This window comes from Paenibacillus riograndensis SBR5 (assembly GCF_000981585.1).
In the GTDB taxonomy this organism is placed as follows: domain Bacteria; phylum Bacillota; class Bacilli; order Paenibacillales; family Paenibacillaceae; genus Paenibacillus_AQ; species Paenibacillus_AQ riograndensis.
Genome location: NZ_LN831776.1, coordinates 2,748,607 through 2,766,905 on the forward strand (window position 1 = coordinate 2,748,607; position 18,299 = coordinate 2,766,905).

An 18,299-nucleotide genomic window follows, 5' to 3' on the forward strand; every position below is an offset into this window, starting at 1 on the left:
GGTACAATACAGAGCAAATGGGTGGTGGAGAAAGTGATAACAAGTGAAAGAATGACCCCTCTTCCCCAAAAAACGAGGATACGCCGTTTTCTCGCCTATATGAATACGAACAAGCTGCTGCTGCTCATGCTATTGCCCGGTTTGATCAGCCTGGTATTGTTCAAACTGGCTCCGCTGGGCGGCATGATTATCGCTTTTCAAGATTTCAGCGCCTTTCGCGGGGTGCTGGGCAGTCCCTTTGTCGGTCTGGAACATTTTCAACGTATCTTTGAGGACCCGTATATTTGGACCCTTGTCAAAAATACAATCATTCTCGCCTTCTATTCCCTTCTGTTCACGTTCCCCATTCCGATTCTGTTCGCCTTGCTGCTGAACGAGGTGCGGGTCCGCTGGATCAAAGGAAGCGTGCAATCGCTAAGCTTTTTGCCTTATTTCATTTCTTCAGCCGTTATGGTCAGCATTCTGTACACGCTGCTCTCGCCTTCCACCGGCCTTGTTAACGATATTCTGGCCCGCTTTGGCCTGGATACGATCTATTTCGTGGCTGAACCGGGATGGTTCCGCAGCAACTATGTGCTGCTTCAGGTATGGCAGACCTTCGGCTATTCGGCCATCGTGTATATTGCTGCAATGGCGGCTATTGATCCATCCGTTTATGAATCGGCTTCGCTGGACGGCGCCAGCCGCTTTCAGCAAATGCTTCACATCACGCTGCCTTCCCTTAAGCCGACAATTGCCATCATGCTGATTATCAGCGTCGGCAACATTTTTACGGTCGATCTGGACCGGATTCTTCTCATGTACAATCAAAGCGTCTATGAGACGGCCGACGTCATTCAGACTTATGTATACCGCCTGGCTTTCGCCAGCACGGGATTCCCGGAATACAGCTACGGCACGGCAGTCAATCTGCTGAAATCCGTTGTCGCCTACATTCTGGTTGTTGGTACCAACAAGCTGTCCACTAAATATTCGGATACGCGGCTATTCTGAGAAAGGAGAAGGATGATGAGAACGAAGATCAGTCTGTTCGACATCTGCAACAATATTTTTCTGCTAATGATCGCTCTTGTCTGCACGTATCCTTTCCTGTATATATTCTTTCTTTCCATCAGTGACGGAAGAAGCATCGCCTCAGGGGACGTCGCGTTCTTTCCGAAGAACGTTAACTTTGAAGCCTATCAATATATTTTGACGAATTCGAAGCTCGGGATTTTCCGGGGGCTGCTGAATTCAGGCATCTATACGGTGGTCGGCACGGTTGTTGCACTTCTGCTGACATATATGACGGCCTATGTATTGTCCCGTAAGCAGATTAAAGGCCGCTTTCTGATTATGAGCCTGTTCGTGTTCAGCTGGGTATTTGAAGCGGGAATTATTCCGGCCTATATCGTCCTGAACAAGCTTGGTTTTGTGGACAACTGGCTGGTGATGATCATTCCCAATGCGATCAATGTGCAGTTTCTGATTATTACAAAAACATTCCTGGACGGCCTGCCGGTTGAGCTTGAGGAAGCAGCCAAAATCGACGGCGCCAACGATTTCCAGATTATGAGCCGCGTCTTTCTCGCCATTTCCAAACCGATTCTGGCCACAATCGGCGTCTTCTACGCCGTGTTTATCTGGAACCAGTATCTGATGCCGCTCATTTATCTGCAAAATCCCAACTTGCAGACGATTCAGGTTATGCTGAAAAAACTTGTCATCAGTTCGGGCGATTCTAATACGGCTTTCCGCACGATTATCCAGGACGGCATTATGCTGAATCCCGGCAACCTGAAGGCTGCGGCTATCTTCGTAGCGATGGTGCCCATCGTGCTGGTCTATCCGTTTGTGCAGAAGTACTTCAAGAAGGGGATTCTGCTCGGTTCCGTGAAGTAAGCTCGTTTGCCTGCAAGGAGCCGCCCGGCCATTTCCTGCAATTTGTTAAAATAAGGAGCGAACATTATGTTAAATCATCCGATACTCGAATTAAACGACCTTACGGAAGACGGAAAGCTGTATTTCAACCGCCGCCTCGGACTGGTGGAATCCCTTTTGCCCTGCGATCTCGAATCAAGCCATGCCTGCGACCTGCAGGAGCTGCCTAATGGCGATTTGCTCTGCGTCTGGTTTGCCGGCTCGGATGAAGGCAACTCGGATGTCAGCATCGTGATGTCCCGTTTGAACGCCGGTTCGGACGCCTGGACGCCTGCTGTGAGAATTTCCGACGACAACGGCTTCAGTGAGCAAAACCCGTCCTTGTTTCTTCATCCGAACGGCGAATTATGGGTCGTGTACACTGCCCAGCGGGCCCGTACGGGCGACGAGTCGCCGGAGTTCAACCTGCAGTACACCTCCAAGATTTACCGTAAAGTTTCCAGGGACAACGGGAAGACCTGGGGGAAGGCGGAGGTGATGTTCTCGCGTGAAGGCTCGTTCTGCCGCCAGAAAATCCAGATTCTCTCCAGCGGAAGATGGATCTTTGAGAACTGGATCTGCTTCAATGACGACACCCGCAACGGCAGCGACATTACGGTCATGAACATCTCCGACGATGAAGGCGCCACGTGGCGCAATGTCGAGGTTCCCGGCAGCCGCGGCCGCGTGCACTGCAACGTGATCGAGATAGCGCCCGGGAAGCTGATCGGGCTCTTCCGCAGCCGCTCAGCGGACAATATTTATTTTGCGAAATCGGACGACAACGGGGAGACCTGGACGGAACCGGTGCGCACCGAGCTGCCGAACAACAACTCCAGCATTTCCGCCATTAAGCTTGCGAGCGGCAAGCTCGCCGTCATCTACAATGATTTGCGCTTCAACGACAAGCCGGATATTACCGTCTGGCCGTTTGAACGCTGCCCTGTTACTGTAGCCATTTCAGAGGACGAGGGCAGAACGTGGCCTTACCGCCGCCATGTGGAGACAGGTGAAGGCTTCAGCGGCCACAAAAACTTAATCCGCAACCGCCGCTACGAGTATCCATGCATGATGCAGGCCGCGGACGGAAGTCTGCATGCAGCCTATTCCTTCGGCAACCGCCGCACGATGAAGTTTGTCTCCTTCACGGAGCAGTGGGTTACCGGCGCCGAATAACCGGACTGCTGCCGGGCTGAGCCCCCTTTTGGGGCTTTTTTTGATCGGTTGACAAAGAAAAAGCGGTGCGGTACAGTGAGAGGCTCAATTTATGGCAACTTTTTTGGGGTGAAGCAGAAATGAAAGATCATATTGTACAGCATTTTTACACACCGACAAAAACACAAATGGAGCAGTCCGCCTACATTACCTGGGCCGGTCACCGGAAGTGCGGCAAAGACCATGTCGTAGGCCCCCGCGTCCTGGAGACTTATAAAATGGTGTTTGTCCTCAGCGGCAAAGGTTATTTAACCCAGGGCGATCATGTCAACAAAATGCTGAAACAGGGAGACATTTTTATCCTGCTTCCCGGGGAAAAGCATTTTTACTATGCCGACCCCGAAGACCCGTGGGAAATCATGTGGGTCTCCTTCAACGGCCAGCATATTCCCTACTATCTGAGCCTGATGGGTCTGGATATTAATCACTGCTGCCTGGAGGGAATTGCGACGCATACCATTATTAATAAAATGCTGCTGCTGATCCAGGAGCTCCCGGAAGCGGGGGACGGGCAGCTGCTGTGCATCAGCTATCTGCTGCATATTTTTCACCTGATTGAGCAGGGCGCGAAGCATTACGGCGAGGCCGGCAAGCGGACAGGCTCCGAAAGCGTGGTGCAGCAGGCCGTTCTTTTTATTGAGCAAAATTATTACATTCATATTGATGTTGATATATTGTGCAAGCACGTCAACTACAGCCGTTCCTACCTTTCCCGTTACTTCAAGCAGATTACCGGTATGTCCATCCCGGAATATATCAGCAAAATCCGTATCCAGAACGCCAAAGTACTGCTGCAGAAGACAGGCCTCAACATTCAGGAGATTTCGGCTTCCGTCGGCATAACGGATTCCCTCTACTTCTCTAAGCTGTTTAAAAATGTAACGGGAACCTCTCCCATGTCCTACAAGAAACACAACCAGGAACGCTGAACCAAAGCCGTATCTATACATGAATGGGGGAAATAACCGTGTTTGATTTTGATAATAACGTGAAATTTGAAGAGAAAGACCTGGATCTTTTAACTGTTGGGGAACTGCTGGTGGACATGATACCGGGGGATTACGGCGATTCCTTTGAGAACGGCACGTACCACCGGTATTTTGGAGGCTCGCCGGCCAATATCGCCATGAATACGAAGCGGCTGGGCATCCGCCCGCTTGTGGCATCCACGGTGGGGACGGATGGGCTTGGACAATTTCTGGTGGAGCATTTGAGAAGAGTTGAGATGGATACAAGCTGCGTTCAGCGTGTGGACGAAGCAACCAGCCTGGTGGTCGTGACCAAGAGCAGGTCCACACCGGTCCCGATCTTCTACCGGGGAGCCGATTACCGGTTGGCCTACACAGAGGAATTGCGCACAGCCCTTCTCCGGACGAAGATCGTCCATTTCTCCTGCTGGCCTTTGTCCAGGCAGCCGGTAAGATCGGCGGTGGAGCAAGTGATCCGGGACGCCCGCCGGAACGGGATTCTCGTCTGCTTTGACCCCAATTACCATCCGGCGCTTTGGGAGAAAGGGGAGGACGGAGTTAAGTATATCCAATCTATTCTTCCCCTTGTCGATATCGCCAAGCCGTCGGAAGACGATGCCGAGCGGCTGTTCGGGAAAGACACCCCGGAGAATCAGATGCAGAAGTTTCTGGATCTGGGCGTGAAGCTGGTCATTCTGACTTTGGGCAAGGACGGCGCGCTCGTCTCCAACGGTCAGGAAACAGTGAAGTTCGATACTCTGGCTACGCAGGTGACAGATACAACAGGGGCAGGAGATGCCTTCTGGTCCGGCTTTTATACGGCGCTCGTCAAGGGGTATCCGGTTCGCAAAGCGCTGGAGTTCGGGCTGGCGGTCAGCGCGTACAAGCTGCAATATACGGGGGCGGTCGTAGAGCTGCCGGCACTTGAGACATTCAAGACGAGGTACCAAATCTAGGAGGGCGAGAGTAATGGCAATTCATAATCAAGTACAACTAATTACGTATCCCGACTCGCTGGGCGGGAGCCTGCAGACCTTAAACCACGTGCTGGATGAGCATTTTTCAGATATTTTCAAGGGCGGCATTCATATCCTTCCTCCATTTCCCTCCTCGGGAGACCGCGGATTCGCTCCGCTTACTTATTTTGAGATTGAGCCTGCATTCGGTGCTTGGGAGGACATTAGGGCGATCGGGGCGAAACATGATGTGCTGCTGGATGTGATGGTCAATCATATTTCCCGGCAGTCGGAGTATTTTCAGGATTTCCTGAGGCAGGGAAGACGCTCGCCCTACGCGGATTTATTCCTGACACTCGACAAAATCTGGGCAGGCGGACAGCCTGTTCAAGCCGATATCGACAAAATGTTTCTCCGCCGTCCCTTGCCGTATTCCACGTTCACTATTGAAGAGACGGGTGAAGAGGAGAAGGTGTGGACGACTTTCGGCAAAACCGATCCTTCGGAACAGATTGACCTCGACATTCATTCGGACAAGGTAAAACGTCTGCTGGCCGATATCTTTGAAAATTTCCGTAACAACAACGTCAAGATTGTGCGGCTGGATGCCGTAGGCTACATCATCAAGAAGCTGGGCACGAGCTGCTTCTTCGTGGAGCCTGAAATTTACGGCTTTCTGGACTGGATCAAGGAGGTGACCGATTCGCTGGATATCGAGCTGCTGCCGGAGGTTCATTCCCACTACAGCATTCAATATAAACTGGCGGAGCACGGTTTTTGGATTTATGATTTCATCCTGCCTTACCGCATTCTCGATACTCTCGTCAATAAAAATGCAGAAGCGCTGAAGGAATACCTGACCACGCGTCCTGCAAAGCAGTTCACGATGCTGGACTGCCATGACGGCATCCCCGTCAAGCCCGATCTCGACGGATTGATCGACACGAAGGAAGCGCGCAGGCTGGTCGATACTTGTCTTGAACGCGGCTCCAACCTGAGCCTTATCGTCTCCGATGAGCATAAGGCTGAGGACGGGTTCGATGTGCACCAGGTCCGCTGCTCCTACTATTCCGTGCTGAACAGCGATGATGACGCTTATCTGGCGGCCCGTGCCATCCAGTTCTTCGCTCCGGGCATCCCGCAGGTGTATTACGTCGGACTTTTGGCCGGAGAGAACGATGAAGAAGGAGTTCGCCGCACAGGAGAAGGGCGGGAAATCAACCGTCATAACTTCAGTATAGACGAGATTGAGCAGGCGCTTGGCAAAAGCGCAGTCCAGCGTCTTCTTGCGCTGATCCGGTTCCGCAACGAATACGGCGCCTTTAACGGCGATTTCCGCGTACTGGAAGCGGCAAGTAATGAGGTCCGGCTGGAGTGGACCAAGGGTGATCTGCGCTGCACACTGTATATTGACCTGAGCACTAACCGGACGGTCATTGATTACGTGGAGACGGAAGGGATGAGTGTTCAGTTTGAGGTGTAATGAAGGGCTCCCTGCCGCATCCAAACTCTTCATGTAAGTGGCGGTCAGATTTTTCGGGATGGGCTTCTCCTGGAACCACTCGAAAAAGGCTATGCGCTCTGGCTTGGTTTCTTGCGTATGCTTGTAAGTTCAAAAGCCTCTTTAGGAATCCCGAGTTCTTGAGCCTTCTTCTTTTTAACCACCATGGCTTGTTGTAAGCTAGTGGCTTGAAATTCAATTGTAATGCCCTGGGGATCCTCAAATGCATAGTAACTTTTTTTATTGGACATAAACTTTAGCGCCTCCTCATCATATATGGCAAATCACCCCAATAGTATGCGTCTCATCATAGAGAACTATGCGAGAAGGCCCGCCTCATAAATCAGCAACGAACTCCAGTCACATCCTGCCAGTTGCAGAGAAAAACATGAATCAGGACTTTACAATAAGCAATCCCTCGAGATATGGCCACTGGATTATTGGACTAACGTTTTCCGTTAGTTCAATCTTCCAATTGTATCCCATTAGTTGAATGCCTCAATAGAATTAAATGCAAACATTATTTCTGCTTCACAAACCATTTCATTGTTTACCGTTGCGATGCCTGTTCCTTTGACAATCTGTCCCTTGGTTCGGGTCACTTCGAATTCAAGATGGAGCTGATCCCCTGGTTTTACTTGCTTTTTGAACCGACAATTATCAATACCAGTCAGTAACCCTATCGTATGGTTGTTTCTCTCTACATTGGACATAGCGATACCACCCACCTGTGCCAGTGCTTCTACAATCAAGACTCCAGGCATGACAGGATAATCGGAAAAATGACCAAGGAAATAAGGTTCATTGAAAGTCACATTTTTGATTCCAACGGCTTTCTTTCCCTCAACAATTTCTAAGATTCTATCGACCAAAAGAAAGGGATATCTATGGGGAATAAGCTCTTTAATTTGATTAATATCAAGCATTGATTTCCTCCTCAAATATTGGCTTATAACCATTCTAACGTCATTTGGAGAAATCAGCCATTATTAAACTGACATTCCCGTTCGCTTAATGAAATGCCTGCCAGTCTAATACTTTATTTTCTCTGAACAATCGAGCCATTTCTTATCCGCTGCGTCCGACACATGGCTGCGTAAGACTTTAGAATAATGACCAAGCTAGTTTGATCTATGTTCTTTCAACATTGGGTGGAGGCACTGGAAAGGTGACTATCACTGAAAGTTAATCGAAGAAGCAGAATAAGGATGGACTGAAGCCCATCCTTATTCTTGCTTTTATTTACATATTATTTATTCTATTTTTACTGGTAAAAATTTTGTGGTTAAGGTTGCTTGTTCGTTTTCAGTGAGATTATCCGTCACCTTGCTGATCGAATTATCTTTTAATGTATACTGGTAAAGAATTACAGGATTCTTAGTATCATCTGTCTGACTTAAAAAATCGAAACCTTGACCGTCCTTATGCCAAACTACCGATGTAATCAGTGTAAAGTCTTTCTCAGAAAGATTCGAAAAGGTTTTATCCTCTGTATTGTACAATGCAATGTAACTGGAACCTATATCACCAATGCCAAAAGCAATGGTATTCCCATCAGGGGACCAATTGTAACTATCTATTTTTTCACTAAAAGCCTCTTTATTGGGAAGGTCGTTCAGCACGATCTGTTTTCCGCTTGAAAGACTTAATAGTATTAATCTTGATCCTTCATGATCTCTTACATGAACAGCTAACTGGTTGTTTTTAGATAAGCCCACCGACTGAATACCTAATGGTTTTTTATCAAGGTCAATAATATACTTTCCGTTACTGCTTTCTACTGTTATAGAGCTAATCACTGTATTGGATTGGGAAACTTGTTCCCCCTCCGCCTTAGAAATCGCGGCGGTAAGCACAACATTCCCTTCTTTCCAAACAATTTGGTTATCAGAATTCTTTATTGTTGGATTGTTTTCTGAGGCATAATATATCGAAGAATCAAACGAATTCCTTCCTACAGCCTCATTGTCCTTAACTTTTTGAGGAATTGAATTCCCATTTTTACTTTGGGATACATTATTTTGAGATACGTTACTTTGATTGGTTGCTACTTTTACATCAGCGTTGTTGTTACAACCCAGTATAGATGTCAAGGCCAATAAAATAATAGAAAAACTAGCGATCTTATTCATCTCCCGATTTCCACCCTTTCAAGGACTACAGCTGGGAATTCCTATGTTCTAATGATCTGCAAAGCCACTTATGGCATTATTATCCTTTTTCTCTTCTTATTAGACGCTTATTATTAAATAATGTTTCTCTAAATACCGACCCAATCATAGCTGTAGTTTTCTAGCAGATCCGGTTATTGAATTTTTATTACACCTATGTTATATTACACGCATGAAATACTTAAGATAAGGAGACTCTCTATGCATACATTGTCGAATGTCGAATTTATGCTCCTGCAAATGATCGCGGAATATCGTCAAGCTTCCGGATACGATATTATGAAGTTAGTCGAGCAGCGGGGGTATAAAGAATGGGCGAATATCGGTACAACTTCGATATATGTGGGATTGAAGAAACTTAGCGATAAAGGTTGGATCTCACCTGAGACAGCCGACGAGAAATCCGGCAAGGGGCCGACGCCGACCCGGTTTGTCCTTACCGAAGAGGGTATACGTAAGCTGAGAAATGAAATTCTTGATAGTCTGTCGTCTACACGGGAGCGTGACAACCGCTTCGATCTCGGTTTGGCCGCTTTGCCCCATATCGGGAAGGAAGAGGCCGTCATTGCTTTACGGAAACGGCTGGATTTTCTTGGACAAGCCTCGATAAAAATAAGACAGAAGTACGAATCACAAGGCGGAGCGAGCTTGCCGCTGAACGTAAGGGCGTTGTTCTTGCATCCGTTCAGCTTAATCGAGAGCGAGCAAGCGTTCGTTAGCCGTTTAATACATGAATTATTGGAGGAGGCGTAGACATGGTCAAATTTATTGAAGGTTTCATTCCTTATCAAGGCGAACATTGCGAAACAACCGCCGTGGGCAATTTAATGCAATATGCGGGGGTCCGCTTGTCTGAGCCGATGTTGTTCGGACTCGGGCAAGGGCTTGGATTCATATACTGGGATTCGAAGGGAATGGACTTCCCCTTCATCGGAGGAAGGGTAAAACCGGATAAACTGACCGCTCATCTCGCCGAACGACTCGGCTTGAACGTCAGATATCAAGAAACCTCGTCCGTCAATAAGGCGTGGCAGAACGTCCGAAGCAGCATCGAACACGGCATTCCGGTTGGGCTTAAATTAGATGCCTATTACTTGGATTATTTTAAGAACAAAGTGCACTTCGCCGGTCACTATGCGGTACTTTACGGTATAGATGACGAATACGCCTACATGGCGGACACCAGACAACAGGGTGGACTTGTGAAGACGCGTTTGACCAGCCTGGCCGCTGCCAGAAATGCAAAGGGACCCATGAGCTCCCGGAATCGCTCCTTTACGATCGAGTCAAACGACGTATTGCTTCCGCTTGATCCTGCTATACGCGAATCCTTGACCATGAATGCGCATGACTATCTGAACCCGCCCATTGGGAATATTGGCAATAAAGGTATTGTTAAAATGAGCAATGAAATCCTGAAGTGGCCTTCCCGCAGCAACAATTTCGAACATGACTTATGTCTTACCGCAACGCTGATGGAGCGGGCGGGAACCGGCGGCGCTTTATTCCGGAATCTGTATAGGGATTATTTGAGAGAGTGTGCTGATCGGCTGGAGGACCCGAGGATCGAACAAGCCCACAGTATGTTTACAGAGATCGCTCCAATGTGGGTTAGCGTCTCTGCTTCAATCGACCATGCAGGAAGAACAGGTGAGCACCAAGAGCTCGTGCGTGCGTCTAAGCTGTTGCTCGAGATTGCGGATAAAGAACGCGCAGCCATGGAGCTATTGTTGTGATAGCCTTACACGTTCGCTTCCATTATCATGAATCTGTTTATATCAATATTTTCTGTCCTAGGTCTCTTAACTTAGGAATTGAATATTTCTCTATTTGCTTTAACAATATCTTGAATTGAAAGCGCACCTTGAGAAGCTGACAGCTTTTCCATCACCTTATCACGCAGAAATGGAGCTTTTTCTTTATTTGCTTGATTTAAGGCTATGGCTAGTTCCTCTTTGGTAAGTTCTGTACAGTACGCTGGGGTTCCTGGCTGTTGTCTCCACGAATCGCTTAAAGAACCACTATCAACGGCGTCAAAGCCTAGAACATTTGCGACACCTATGATTATTTGTTTATGGGACAGGTTATCACCAGCAATTGCTATGGCAATGCGTCCATGAGTTCCTTCGGGAGTTCCATGATGTTCTAACGTATAGGCTAAGAAATTGTTGAAAGCTTTAATGATAGGTCTACCTAAATGATTGGATACCCAGACACTTTCAACCATCCCGTTCTCAATTTCCTCAATTTTACCGCTCATTTGAGGATAATAATTTGAAGTGTCGACAACAACAACTTCCTCCCCAACTTTATTTACAACGTTACGAATGCTTGGCAGTGCGTGAAAAGGGATAGATGTTATAAGAACATCAATATTTTTAATTACATCTTCTACGATCACAGGTGTTCCTGTAAGTTTTTTTCCTTCCAAGCGTTCAATTCCACGAGCATCTGCAATCTTAACATCATGTCCATTCTCAACCAATTTTTTCGCAATATTAGACCCAATGGGTCCAGCACCTATAATTCCGAATCTCATTTTCATTCCTCCTATTTCCATTTACATTGACCCGATTGAGTAATTTGTACTACATGCACTAATATATATACGTTACTTGTTTTTTTGAAGAGGGCAATAAATAATGACATAGTACTTTTTTTTGTACCTAACCGCAGAATGAGGTGGAACCGATGTCTAGAATAAACAAAGATGGATTTAATGAAGAATGTAAGACGGATCACAGAGAAATATATAGCATTGCCTATACCCAAAACCTGCTTTCAGGACGTTGGAAGTATCTGATTCTTTGGTTTTTAAAGTTTAAACCGCATCGGTACAATGAAATCAAGACTCTTTTATGGGGAATTTCGCAGGGGTCTCTAACAAAGCAACTTCGGGAATTAGAAGAGGATGGCTTAATTAATCGTAAAGTTTATCCCGAGGTGCCACCGCATGTTGAATATTCATTAACATCAAAAGGGGAGCAATTGATTCCAATTATTGATCTAATGAAGGAATTCGGAGAGAATTTTGGAGACAAATTAGATTAACCATTATCCGGATTCCCCCTTATGCGGAAGACCATGGAAATGAGGAGAAGCACCAAGGGTACTGCCGCGCACATGATGATTCCAAAATACCCCGCTACTGTATCAAAGTTATCTATTACAACAAAATTTTTGGGGTATATGCTCACGGCAAATATGAAAATCAACGGGAGATAATAAATGTATCCGTTCCACTTTTGGGTGAGCTGGCTGATCCCGGCTACAAGATAAAAATAATAATTTGCGGTGGTCATGAAAATTTTGATCGTCCACAAAATGATAAAAAATATTTCAAACCGTTCCAGGAACGACCCGGGGAACTCAATTTGCTGTGCAAAAGAAACAACGGGCCATTGCAAACGGGAAACTTCTTCAACCGACATACATCCAATGACCATTGTTACCATCAAGACATACAAAGCCATGGCAATTGAATATCCGATCGCCCCCGCCTTCCATGCTTTTTGTGGATTGACCATAAAATTAGTTAAAATGAGCATGGATTCATAACCCAGCGTCGCAAAAGGTACAACTTTAAGAGATTTGAAGATCGGCCCCCATCCCTGATGGAAAACAGGGCGCAGATGATCTAAGTCAAAATGGTTGATATTGAGAATAATCAGCAATAAATAAACAATCAAGGTTAAGGGAAAAAAAAGCTCGATCAGGCGAACCATCGCATGAAGGCCGCCAGAGGTCAAATAACCAATAAGCAGAAGAAACGGCAAAAGAATCATGCTTACCGGAGTTTTCTCCAATGCAAGGGCTTTGAGGAATTCTGCCATCATTCTGCATACAAGAGAGCAGATCATCACGCAATATACCATGAACGCAATATTGATGAGAAGGCTGATAAATTTACCTGTGATCACAGAATTAAGCTCATAGAACGTCTTCCCTGGAAATCGCTGGCACAATTTCACGTTGATAAAAACGACCCCTACCCCAAACAGACTTGCCAGCAAAAGCCCCTGCCACACGTCAGGCGTTTGCGTCTGTTCTGCGATGGTCCGTGGTAAACTGACAATTGCCACAGCGTACACGGTCGAAGTTACTGTTAATAGGGCTTGAAGTGTAGATATTTTTTCCTGTTTTATGGAAGGTATATTGGGCATTACGCTCCCGCTCCTTTGGTATAAGCACCTGTTCGTTCAATCTGTACTTTAACCTGAACATTGACCGGTATTTCACTGAATGTATCCTGCCATTTGTCTTTTACCTGATCCCAATAGGCAGGATAGTTCACTTTTACCTTTGTGCCGAAACCGGCTACATCTGCTCTCAATTCTTTTTGGAGCTTGTTTAACGATTGGAGCGCCATCCGTCTGATTTCATCTTCCACCGTTTCTTTAGCGGATCGGATGAACGGTTCCTTCAGGAGCTCCGCAGAAATAACAGAGGTTTCGTTTAATTTGATATCTGTTTTGATACGAACCGTGAATGAGAGATCTTTTCCATTGACGCGGGGAATAAGTTTACTATGAACATCCTCAACTTCAAAGACCATGTGTTGTTGCGTCTTGGGGTCCTCAACTTTAATAATGGAACCCTTCGACCTGCCTTGTATCCAGTTGATTCCAGTAACCTCCGCTTCATTAACCCAGCCAGCAAATCTCTTCGTTTTGCCGCTGACCAATGCTGCGCCTGACAAATGATTGTCTTCATTGGTTTCCAGACGTTGAATGATAAAGTCAGTTCCTTGCGAAATATGTATAGAAATTTCCCCAAATCGTATTTTACGGGGGATTTTAGAGTTGAAGGCACTGTTATCGGCCAGTTCTTCAAGGTCAATGGAAGGCATCTCTTTATGTTTGCCGAGCATATTGAGTGCTTCTTTTGCATTGCCCTTCACGATCATAACAAGGGATTTTCGGCTTGGCTTATAGGAACGGGTAAACGTATCTAATAATTGATCGATTCTTGTATGTTCTAGAGCCTGGTCACTAATCAGCACTATGCGAATAAAATTATATAAGGGAGAACGGGACACTAGCTTTGCCTGATCCCTGGAAGCAGCTTGGATGGAATCTTTATTCAAGGTTGTTACATTGGTATACGTATTTTTTTGAGATTTCTGCGCTATTAAATGCTGATAGGTAAGCTCCAGCATATCCTGATTCGTATCAATGGCAACCCCTTGAATGATACTCAACTTATCGATCTCCTTGCTATCCCAGCAACCGGTGAGAAAGGCACAAGCCATACATGCGGCAATACATTTTCGTACCGGTACGATCCGGCGGGACCGAAAGCTGAAAACGGTCATAAGCTCACCTCCTTTTCCTGTTAGCGGATGTTTCATCCTGTGTCTTTAGCATTATAGGACGCTTTTTCTGATATTTAAAAGGAACCCGGACCAAAGTATCTTGTTGATCTCTTAAGCGGATTGGGGCCAGAGGTGACATGTAAGGAACCCCAAAGCTTTTGATCTGGACCATGTGCGCACCTAAAAAAATAAAGGCTAAAATCACACCATAGAGGCCATAAATCGCTGCGATGATCATAATAGGGAACCGAAGGAGCCGAATTCCAATACTGCCGCTGTACTGCGGGCTTGCAAAGGATGCAATGGCAGTGAGACCCACGATAATAATCAGGAAAGAACTTACGACGGCCGCCTCGACGGCTGCTTGTCCAATTACAAGGCCGCCTACAATACCTATAACCTGTCCTATGCCTTTGGGCAGCCGCAGACTTGCCTCGCGCAATATTTCCAATGATACCTCCATGATTAAAGCCTCCACAAAAACGGGAAAAGGAATCCCCTCTCTTGAGGAAATGATAGATATCACCAGCTCGGGCGGGATCAGTCCGGGATGGAATGAAATGAGTGCGACGTACAGCGAAGGTAGGAATGTTGCAATGAAAAGGGCCGTTAATCGAAGCAAACGAAAAAATGTTCCTAAAGGAAACCGCTCGTAATAATCCTCTGGGGATTGGGCCAGCATCCAGAAGGTCATGGGAGCTATCAGAGCGAATGGCGTGCCATCCAGGAGAATGACGACTCTTCCGGACATTAAAGCAGTGATTGCTTTATCCGAGCGTTCAGAAGCTTGAATCTGAGGAAATGGAGACCATGAACTTTCCTCGATCCATTGCTCAATAATCCCGGTGTCGGAAGCATCATCCACATCAATTGTTTCGACTCTTCGTTTAACTTCCTGGACCAGCTTCGGGTTTGCGATATCCGATATGTACAAGACCGCTAATTTTCGAGAAGATCTTCTTCCTATCCTTATTTTATCAATTTTGAAACTGAGATCTTTGATGTGCCGTCTTATCATGGCCAGGTTGCTTTCCAGATCCTCGATAAAACCTTCTCTTGGCCCTCTCACCAGAGTCTCGGTGTTTGGTTCTTCAACACTGCGCAATGGGAACTTGCCCGTAGAAACAACAAAAAATTCCTCGTTTCCTTCGATCAGGAGACAAGTATTTCCTGATAACACTTCAATCACGCATGCCTCAATATCTGCTGCTTCTTTCGTATTGATCGTAAAAGCCGTCTGCTGTATCAATTCTTCCTTCAGTTTTTCCGGATTAAATTGGGAATGTCTTTCACGGATTCCGGTTAAAATGAGCGGCTTAACGATATGTTCGTTTAGCATATCTGCATCTGCAATTCCGGAGAGATAGACCATAGCTATCTGAATCCCCGGTTGCCCCACATGCATTTTTTTGAAGATGATATCAGGGAGGTGATCAAGGGTCTTTTTTAGATAATCTAAGTTCGCCTCGAATGCGCTTTTCATGATGACCTCCTTCAAAATCTTCAATATGCATACATGTAATATGTGCAAGATAAGGATAAATATCCGTTGATGCCTTCATACTTTTGCAGTAACCCGGCTTACTTCCATAAGCTGCTGATTATCGCTATCTATGCGATAATAACACTGCTATATAAAGTGAACTTGAAAAGCTAACAAAAGGGAAAAGGGATGGAGGGGAAGTTTGGAACTGGAGGAGCGGTAGCGTCCGCCTTTGTCTGCAGATTTCCACCGCGAACAGCGGTATAAATTCAAGAAATCTGCAGATGGGCAGCGGCCGGAAGTTCAAACATTCTCCGTAGTCCCGACGAAGTCCCTAATGTAAATATCTTAAGTTCACTCTGTACAGCATCCTTTACGCTTATAGAGAACGGAGGAAGAAAAGAGTAATGGCATTTGAGTGGTGGCGGGGATTTGTCCGGGCCTGGCGGGATTATCCGCTCCCGGAGGGGACGGGGATCGGCGAACGATATAAGATAGAATCATTGTTGGGGCAAGGGAGCTACGGGCTGACCTACCGGTGCTGGGACAATAAGGGTGGGGCTTTTGTGGCCGTCAAACAGTCCAGACCGAGCAAGAAAGCGGTGGGCCGGGTTTTGCTTGGCAAGGAAAGTGATGTCTTGAGGTCCATGGATCATCCCAACATTCCCAAGTGCCGTGATTATTTTGAGTACAAAGGCTCCAACTGGCTGGTAACCGATTATATCGAGGGGAAAACGCTGGAAGATCTGATCTTTGATGAGCATATCGTCTACGGGGAGCGGGAGTGTCTGGCCGCGACATTGAAACTGATGGAACTGGTAGCCCATGTCCATGCCCGTGGATATGTTCACCTGGATCTGCGCATCCCTAATGTGATCCTTAAAGGAGAAGAAATGTACTTAATTGATTTCGGGCTGGCGAGGCGGATCGGCGAGAAAGAAACCGTGTGTGATGAACGGAAGCCGGCGACGGGGGAGCTCCCGAAACAGATGCCGCCGGTTATCGCCTCGGATTTGTATGACATCGGACAATTCATGCTGTTCATGCTGTATTCCGGTTACCAGCCTGAACCGGGAGAAGCGGAACGGAACTGGCGCGAGGAACTGGATTTGTCGCCCGGGATGCTGCATCTTCTTTCCCGGCTTCTTGGTGAGCGGGAGTCCTATTCAGATACAACTTTGTTTGTCCGCGAGGCGGAGGTTTTGCATGAGAGCCTGCGTTGAGATCCTAACACAAAAGCGCCTTCAGCCAAAAGCTGAAAGGCGCCTTGTGATTCGTGCAGGGAGGGTCAAGCAAGGATCAGCTTGAGCTGCCGTAGCGATTCTTATAATATTTATGTCCGTTTCCTCCGCGGTGTGAGTCCGATGACGAGTAGCTCTTGTATCCGCGGCTGCTGCTTGAATGTCTGCCGTATACAGGCCTCCCTTTATGACTGCTTGAAGATCTGTACCGCCCTCCATGTTGGGAGTGCTCCATGGAGTGCATCACTTTGCCAAGAAGTTTTTTTAGCATCATGTTTCCTCCTCTAGGGTTGTATAAGCCGCACATAGTGCGGTCTTATTCTTTAATTACCCTATAGTACGATATTCATACCTGCTGGTTTTGCCCCAGTTCTGCAGCAGAAAATAGTCTAGTTTACCCTTGTTCCCTGGCTTGGGCGGAGCGTTTCCTGAAATAATTAACAATGAGCAGGAGCGACGGGAAGACAAATGCATAGGTGAAGTCCCAATCCACCCAATAAGGTGGAATTCCCTTAACGTAGAAAATAATATCTTTGGCCAGCAGATTCGTCATGCCGTAAATCAGAAAACCCGCCGGAAAGATCAGATGCTTGTAGGTTTTCAGCTTCAGCAACTGGGCTGTCCCTAAGACAAAGGCGTAGAGATAAAGCGCTGTTTTGAAGTAAGTGCTGATAATCCAGGTGGTGGCCAACAGTGCTTCAACCCGCTGCAGAAAATTGCCGATGTTGATTCGTTGGGCAAGAATATAGGCCGGATAAAATTCATGCTCGGAAAAATAGGGCCCGAGTACCGACAGAGAAAGAAACACAATCAGGTTAAGGCCGATAGCTCCGATGAAAAGGGAGATGAATATATCGCGGCTCGTTTTGCTGTGTTTTTGGGCAAAGGGATAAACCATGAAGAACACGCACATTTCCCCGTACGGATAATATACACCGTACATAATGGTGTGCAGCATATCAGGAAAAGGAGTATTCAGAATAGGATAGATCCGGTCCATTTCAATATTGGGATACAGCAGGATCAGGGAGAGCAGAAACAGGGCAAAAAAAGGAAAAAAGATCTGTGCCGACCGGCCCAGATTCTCCAGACCCAGCCGCAGGCCGTACACCAGGAGGACAATGGCCATGAAGCGGATCACCCCGCCGGGTGTCGCCTCATAAATTTGTGTGCACATGAAATCTTCAATTTCTCTGACATAAACGGATGCAGCCATCAGGAAAAAGAACAAATAACTCACCGCTACAGCTCCGCCTACCCATCTTCCTAAAACTTGGGTTGAAAGCTCGATAATTGTCTGATTTGGATTGATATTTGCGGCGGATATCATTAATTTAACGGTTGCCAGCCCCAACGGAATACTAATGAGCCCGGCAATCCACGCATCCTCGTGGGCGCCGGCTGCCATGACTGAAGGATATACAAGCGCCATATCACCAATAAGCGTCAAAAGTCCCAGTATGACCATTTGAGCCGAACTGATCCGGTCCTTTTCAAGACTCATGATATTCCTCCGTATCGGCTGCAAGCTGTCCTTCAGCCATTTTTTCA

General features: G+C 46.8%; 18 protein-coding genes. 10 read left to right on the forward strand and 8 right to left on the reverse strand.

Annotated features, from left to right (window positions below):
• Positions 1-99: 99 nt before the first annotated feature.
• The 6 genes from PRIO_RS11090 to gtfA all read left to right on the forward strand — a co-directional run bounded on the left by PRIO_RS11090 (position 100) and on the right by gtfA (position 6,521).
• On the forward strand, positions 100-993 hold the full coding sequence (locus PRIO_RS11090; protein ID WP_020431934.1) for an ABC transporter permease: 894 nt from the start codon (positions 100-102) through the stop codon (positions 991-993).
• Between the two features lie 12 nt (positions 994-1,005).
• Complete coding sequence (locus PRIO_RS11095; RefSeq protein WP_051010687.1) at positions 1,006-1,881, forward strand: carbohydrate ABC transporter permease; 876 nt, start codon at positions 1,006-1,008, stop codon at positions 1,879-1,881.
• 66 nt (positions 1,882-1,947) lie between these two features.
• Entirely contained in the window at positions 1,948-3,075 is a 1,128-nt protein-coding gene (locus PRIO_RS11100; protein WP_046502324.1) for a sialidase family protein, read from the forward strand.
• 119 nt (positions 3,076-3,194) lie between these two features.
• Entirely contained in the window at positions 3,195-4,043 is an 849-nt protein-coding gene (locus PRIO_RS11105) for an AraC family transcriptional regulator (RefSeq protein WP_020431943.1), read from the forward strand.
• Between the two features lie 38 nt (positions 4,044-4,081).
• Positions 4,082-5,038 carry a carbohydrate kinase family protein gene (locus PRIO_RS11110; protein ID WP_046502327.1) on the forward strand — a complete coding sequence of 319 codons (957 nt, stop codon included), beginning with the start codon at positions 4,082-4,084 and terminating at the stop codon, positions 5,036-5,038.
• Between the two features lie 13 nt (positions 5,039-5,051).
• A complete protein-coding gene (gene gtfA, locus PRIO_RS11115) occupies positions 5,052-6,521 on the forward strand; it encodes a sucrose phosphorylase (protein WP_020431950.1) in 1,470 nt (489 codons plus the stop codon).
• Between the two features lie 89 nt (positions 6,522-6,610).
• Here the strand turns inward: gtfA and PRIO_RS11120 are convergent, their stop codons facing one another.
• The 3 genes from PRIO_RS11120 to PRIO_RS11130 all read right to left on the reverse strand — a co-directional run bounded on the left by PRIO_RS11120 (position 6,611) and on the right by PRIO_RS11130 (position 8,671).
• Positions 6,611-6,790 (reverse strand): hypothetical protein, encoded by a 180-nt coding sequence (locus tag PRIO_RS11120; RefSeq protein WP_020431951.1) that lies wholly within the window; start codon positions 6,788-6,790, stop codon positions 6,611-6,613.
• 234 nt (positions 6,791-7,024) lie between these two features.
• Positions 7,025-7,465 (reverse strand): 3-hydroxyacyl-ACP dehydratase FabZ, encoded by a 441-nt coding sequence (gene fabZ / locus PRIO_RS11125; protein ID WP_046502330.1) that lies wholly within the window; start codon positions 7,463-7,465, stop codon positions 7,025-7,027.
• A gap of 327 nt (positions 7,466-7,792) precedes the next feature.
• The gene (locus PRIO_RS11130) at positions 7,793-8,671 is read right to left on the reverse strand and encodes a hypothetical protein (RefSeq protein ID WP_046502333.1); all 879 of its coding nucleotides are present in this window, start codon (positions 8,669-8,671) and stop codon (positions 7,793-7,795) included.
• Positions 8,672-8,911: 240 nt separating this feature from the next.
• Between PRIO_RS11130 and PRIO_RS11135 the strand changes: the two genes are divergently transcribed.
• Positions 8,912-9,463: a PadR family transcriptional regulator gene (locus PRIO_RS11135; RefSeq protein ID WP_020428376.1), complete on the forward strand. Its 552-nt coding sequence runs from the start codon at positions 8,912-8,914 to the stop codon at positions 9,461-9,463.
• Between the two features lie 2 nt (positions 9,464-9,465).
• Entirely contained in the window at positions 9,466-10,446 is a 981-nt protein-coding gene (locus PRIO_RS11140; protein ID WP_020428377.1) for a BtrH N-terminal domain-containing protein, read from the forward strand.
• A 71-nt stretch (positions 10,447-10,517) separates the two neighbouring features.
• On the opposite strand, the gene PRIO_RS11145 is transcribed toward PRIO_RS11140, so the two are convergent.
• Positions 10,518-11,249: an NADPH-dependent F420 reductase gene (locus PRIO_RS11145; protein ID WP_046502337.1), complete on the reverse strand. Its 732-nt coding sequence runs from the start codon at positions 11,247-11,249 to the stop codon at positions 10,518-10,520.
• A gap of 152 nt (positions 11,250-11,401) precedes the next feature.
• On the opposite strand from PRIO_RS11145, the gene PRIO_RS11150 reads away from it, so the two are divergent.
• On the forward strand, positions 11,402-11,761 hold the full coding sequence (locus PRIO_RS11150) for a winged helix-turn-helix transcriptional regulator (protein ID WP_046502339.1): 360 nt from the start codon (positions 11,402-11,404) through the stop codon (positions 11,759-11,761).
• On the opposite strand, the gene PRIO_RS11155 is transcribed toward PRIO_RS11150, so the two are convergent.
• Genes PRIO_RS11155 through PRIO_RS11165 form a run of 3 tightly spaced genes read right to left on the reverse strand, consistent with a single transcriptional unit; the run spans position 11,758 to position 15,507 of the window.
• On the reverse strand, positions 11,758-12,873 hold the full coding sequence (locus PRIO_RS11155; RefSeq protein ID WP_046502342.1) for a GerAB/ArcD/ProY family transporter: 1,116 nt from the start codon (positions 12,871-12,873) through the stop codon (positions 11,758-11,760). The genes PRIO_RS11150 and PRIO_RS11155 overlap by 4 nt on opposite strands.
• Complete coding sequence (locus tag PRIO_RS11160) at positions 12,873-14,060, reverse strand: Ger(x)C family spore germination protein (protein ID WP_331709833.1); 1,188 nt, start codon at positions 14,058-14,060, stop codon at positions 12,873-12,875. Before PRIO_RS11160 ends, PRIO_RS11155 begins: the two co-directional genes overlap by 1 nt.
• Complete coding sequence (locus PRIO_RS11165) at positions 14,029-15,507, reverse strand: spore germination protein (RefSeq protein ID WP_020428721.1); 1,479 nt, start codon at positions 15,505-15,507, stop codon at positions 14,029-14,031. Before PRIO_RS11165 ends, PRIO_RS11160 begins: the two co-directional genes overlap by 32 nt.
• A gap of 407 nt (positions 15,508-15,914) precedes the next feature.
• On the opposite strand from PRIO_RS11165, the gene PRIO_RS11170 reads away from it, so the two are divergent.
• Positions 15,915-16,730 (forward strand): serine/threonine protein kinase, encoded by an 816-nt coding sequence (locus tag PRIO_RS11170; RefSeq protein WP_020428723.1) that lies wholly within the window; start codon positions 15,915-15,917, stop codon positions 16,728-16,730.
• A 412-nt stretch (positions 16,731-17,142) separates the two neighbouring features.
• Here the strand turns inward: PRIO_RS11170 and PRIO_RS11180 are convergent, their stop codons facing one another.
• Positions 17,143-18,252, reverse strand: a complete 1,110-nt coding sequence (locus PRIO_RS11180; RefSeq protein WP_020428725.1) for a GerAB/ArcD/ProY family transporter — start codon at positions 18,250-18,252, stop codon at positions 17,143-17,145.
• Positions 18,253-18,299: the final 47 nt, after the last annotated feature.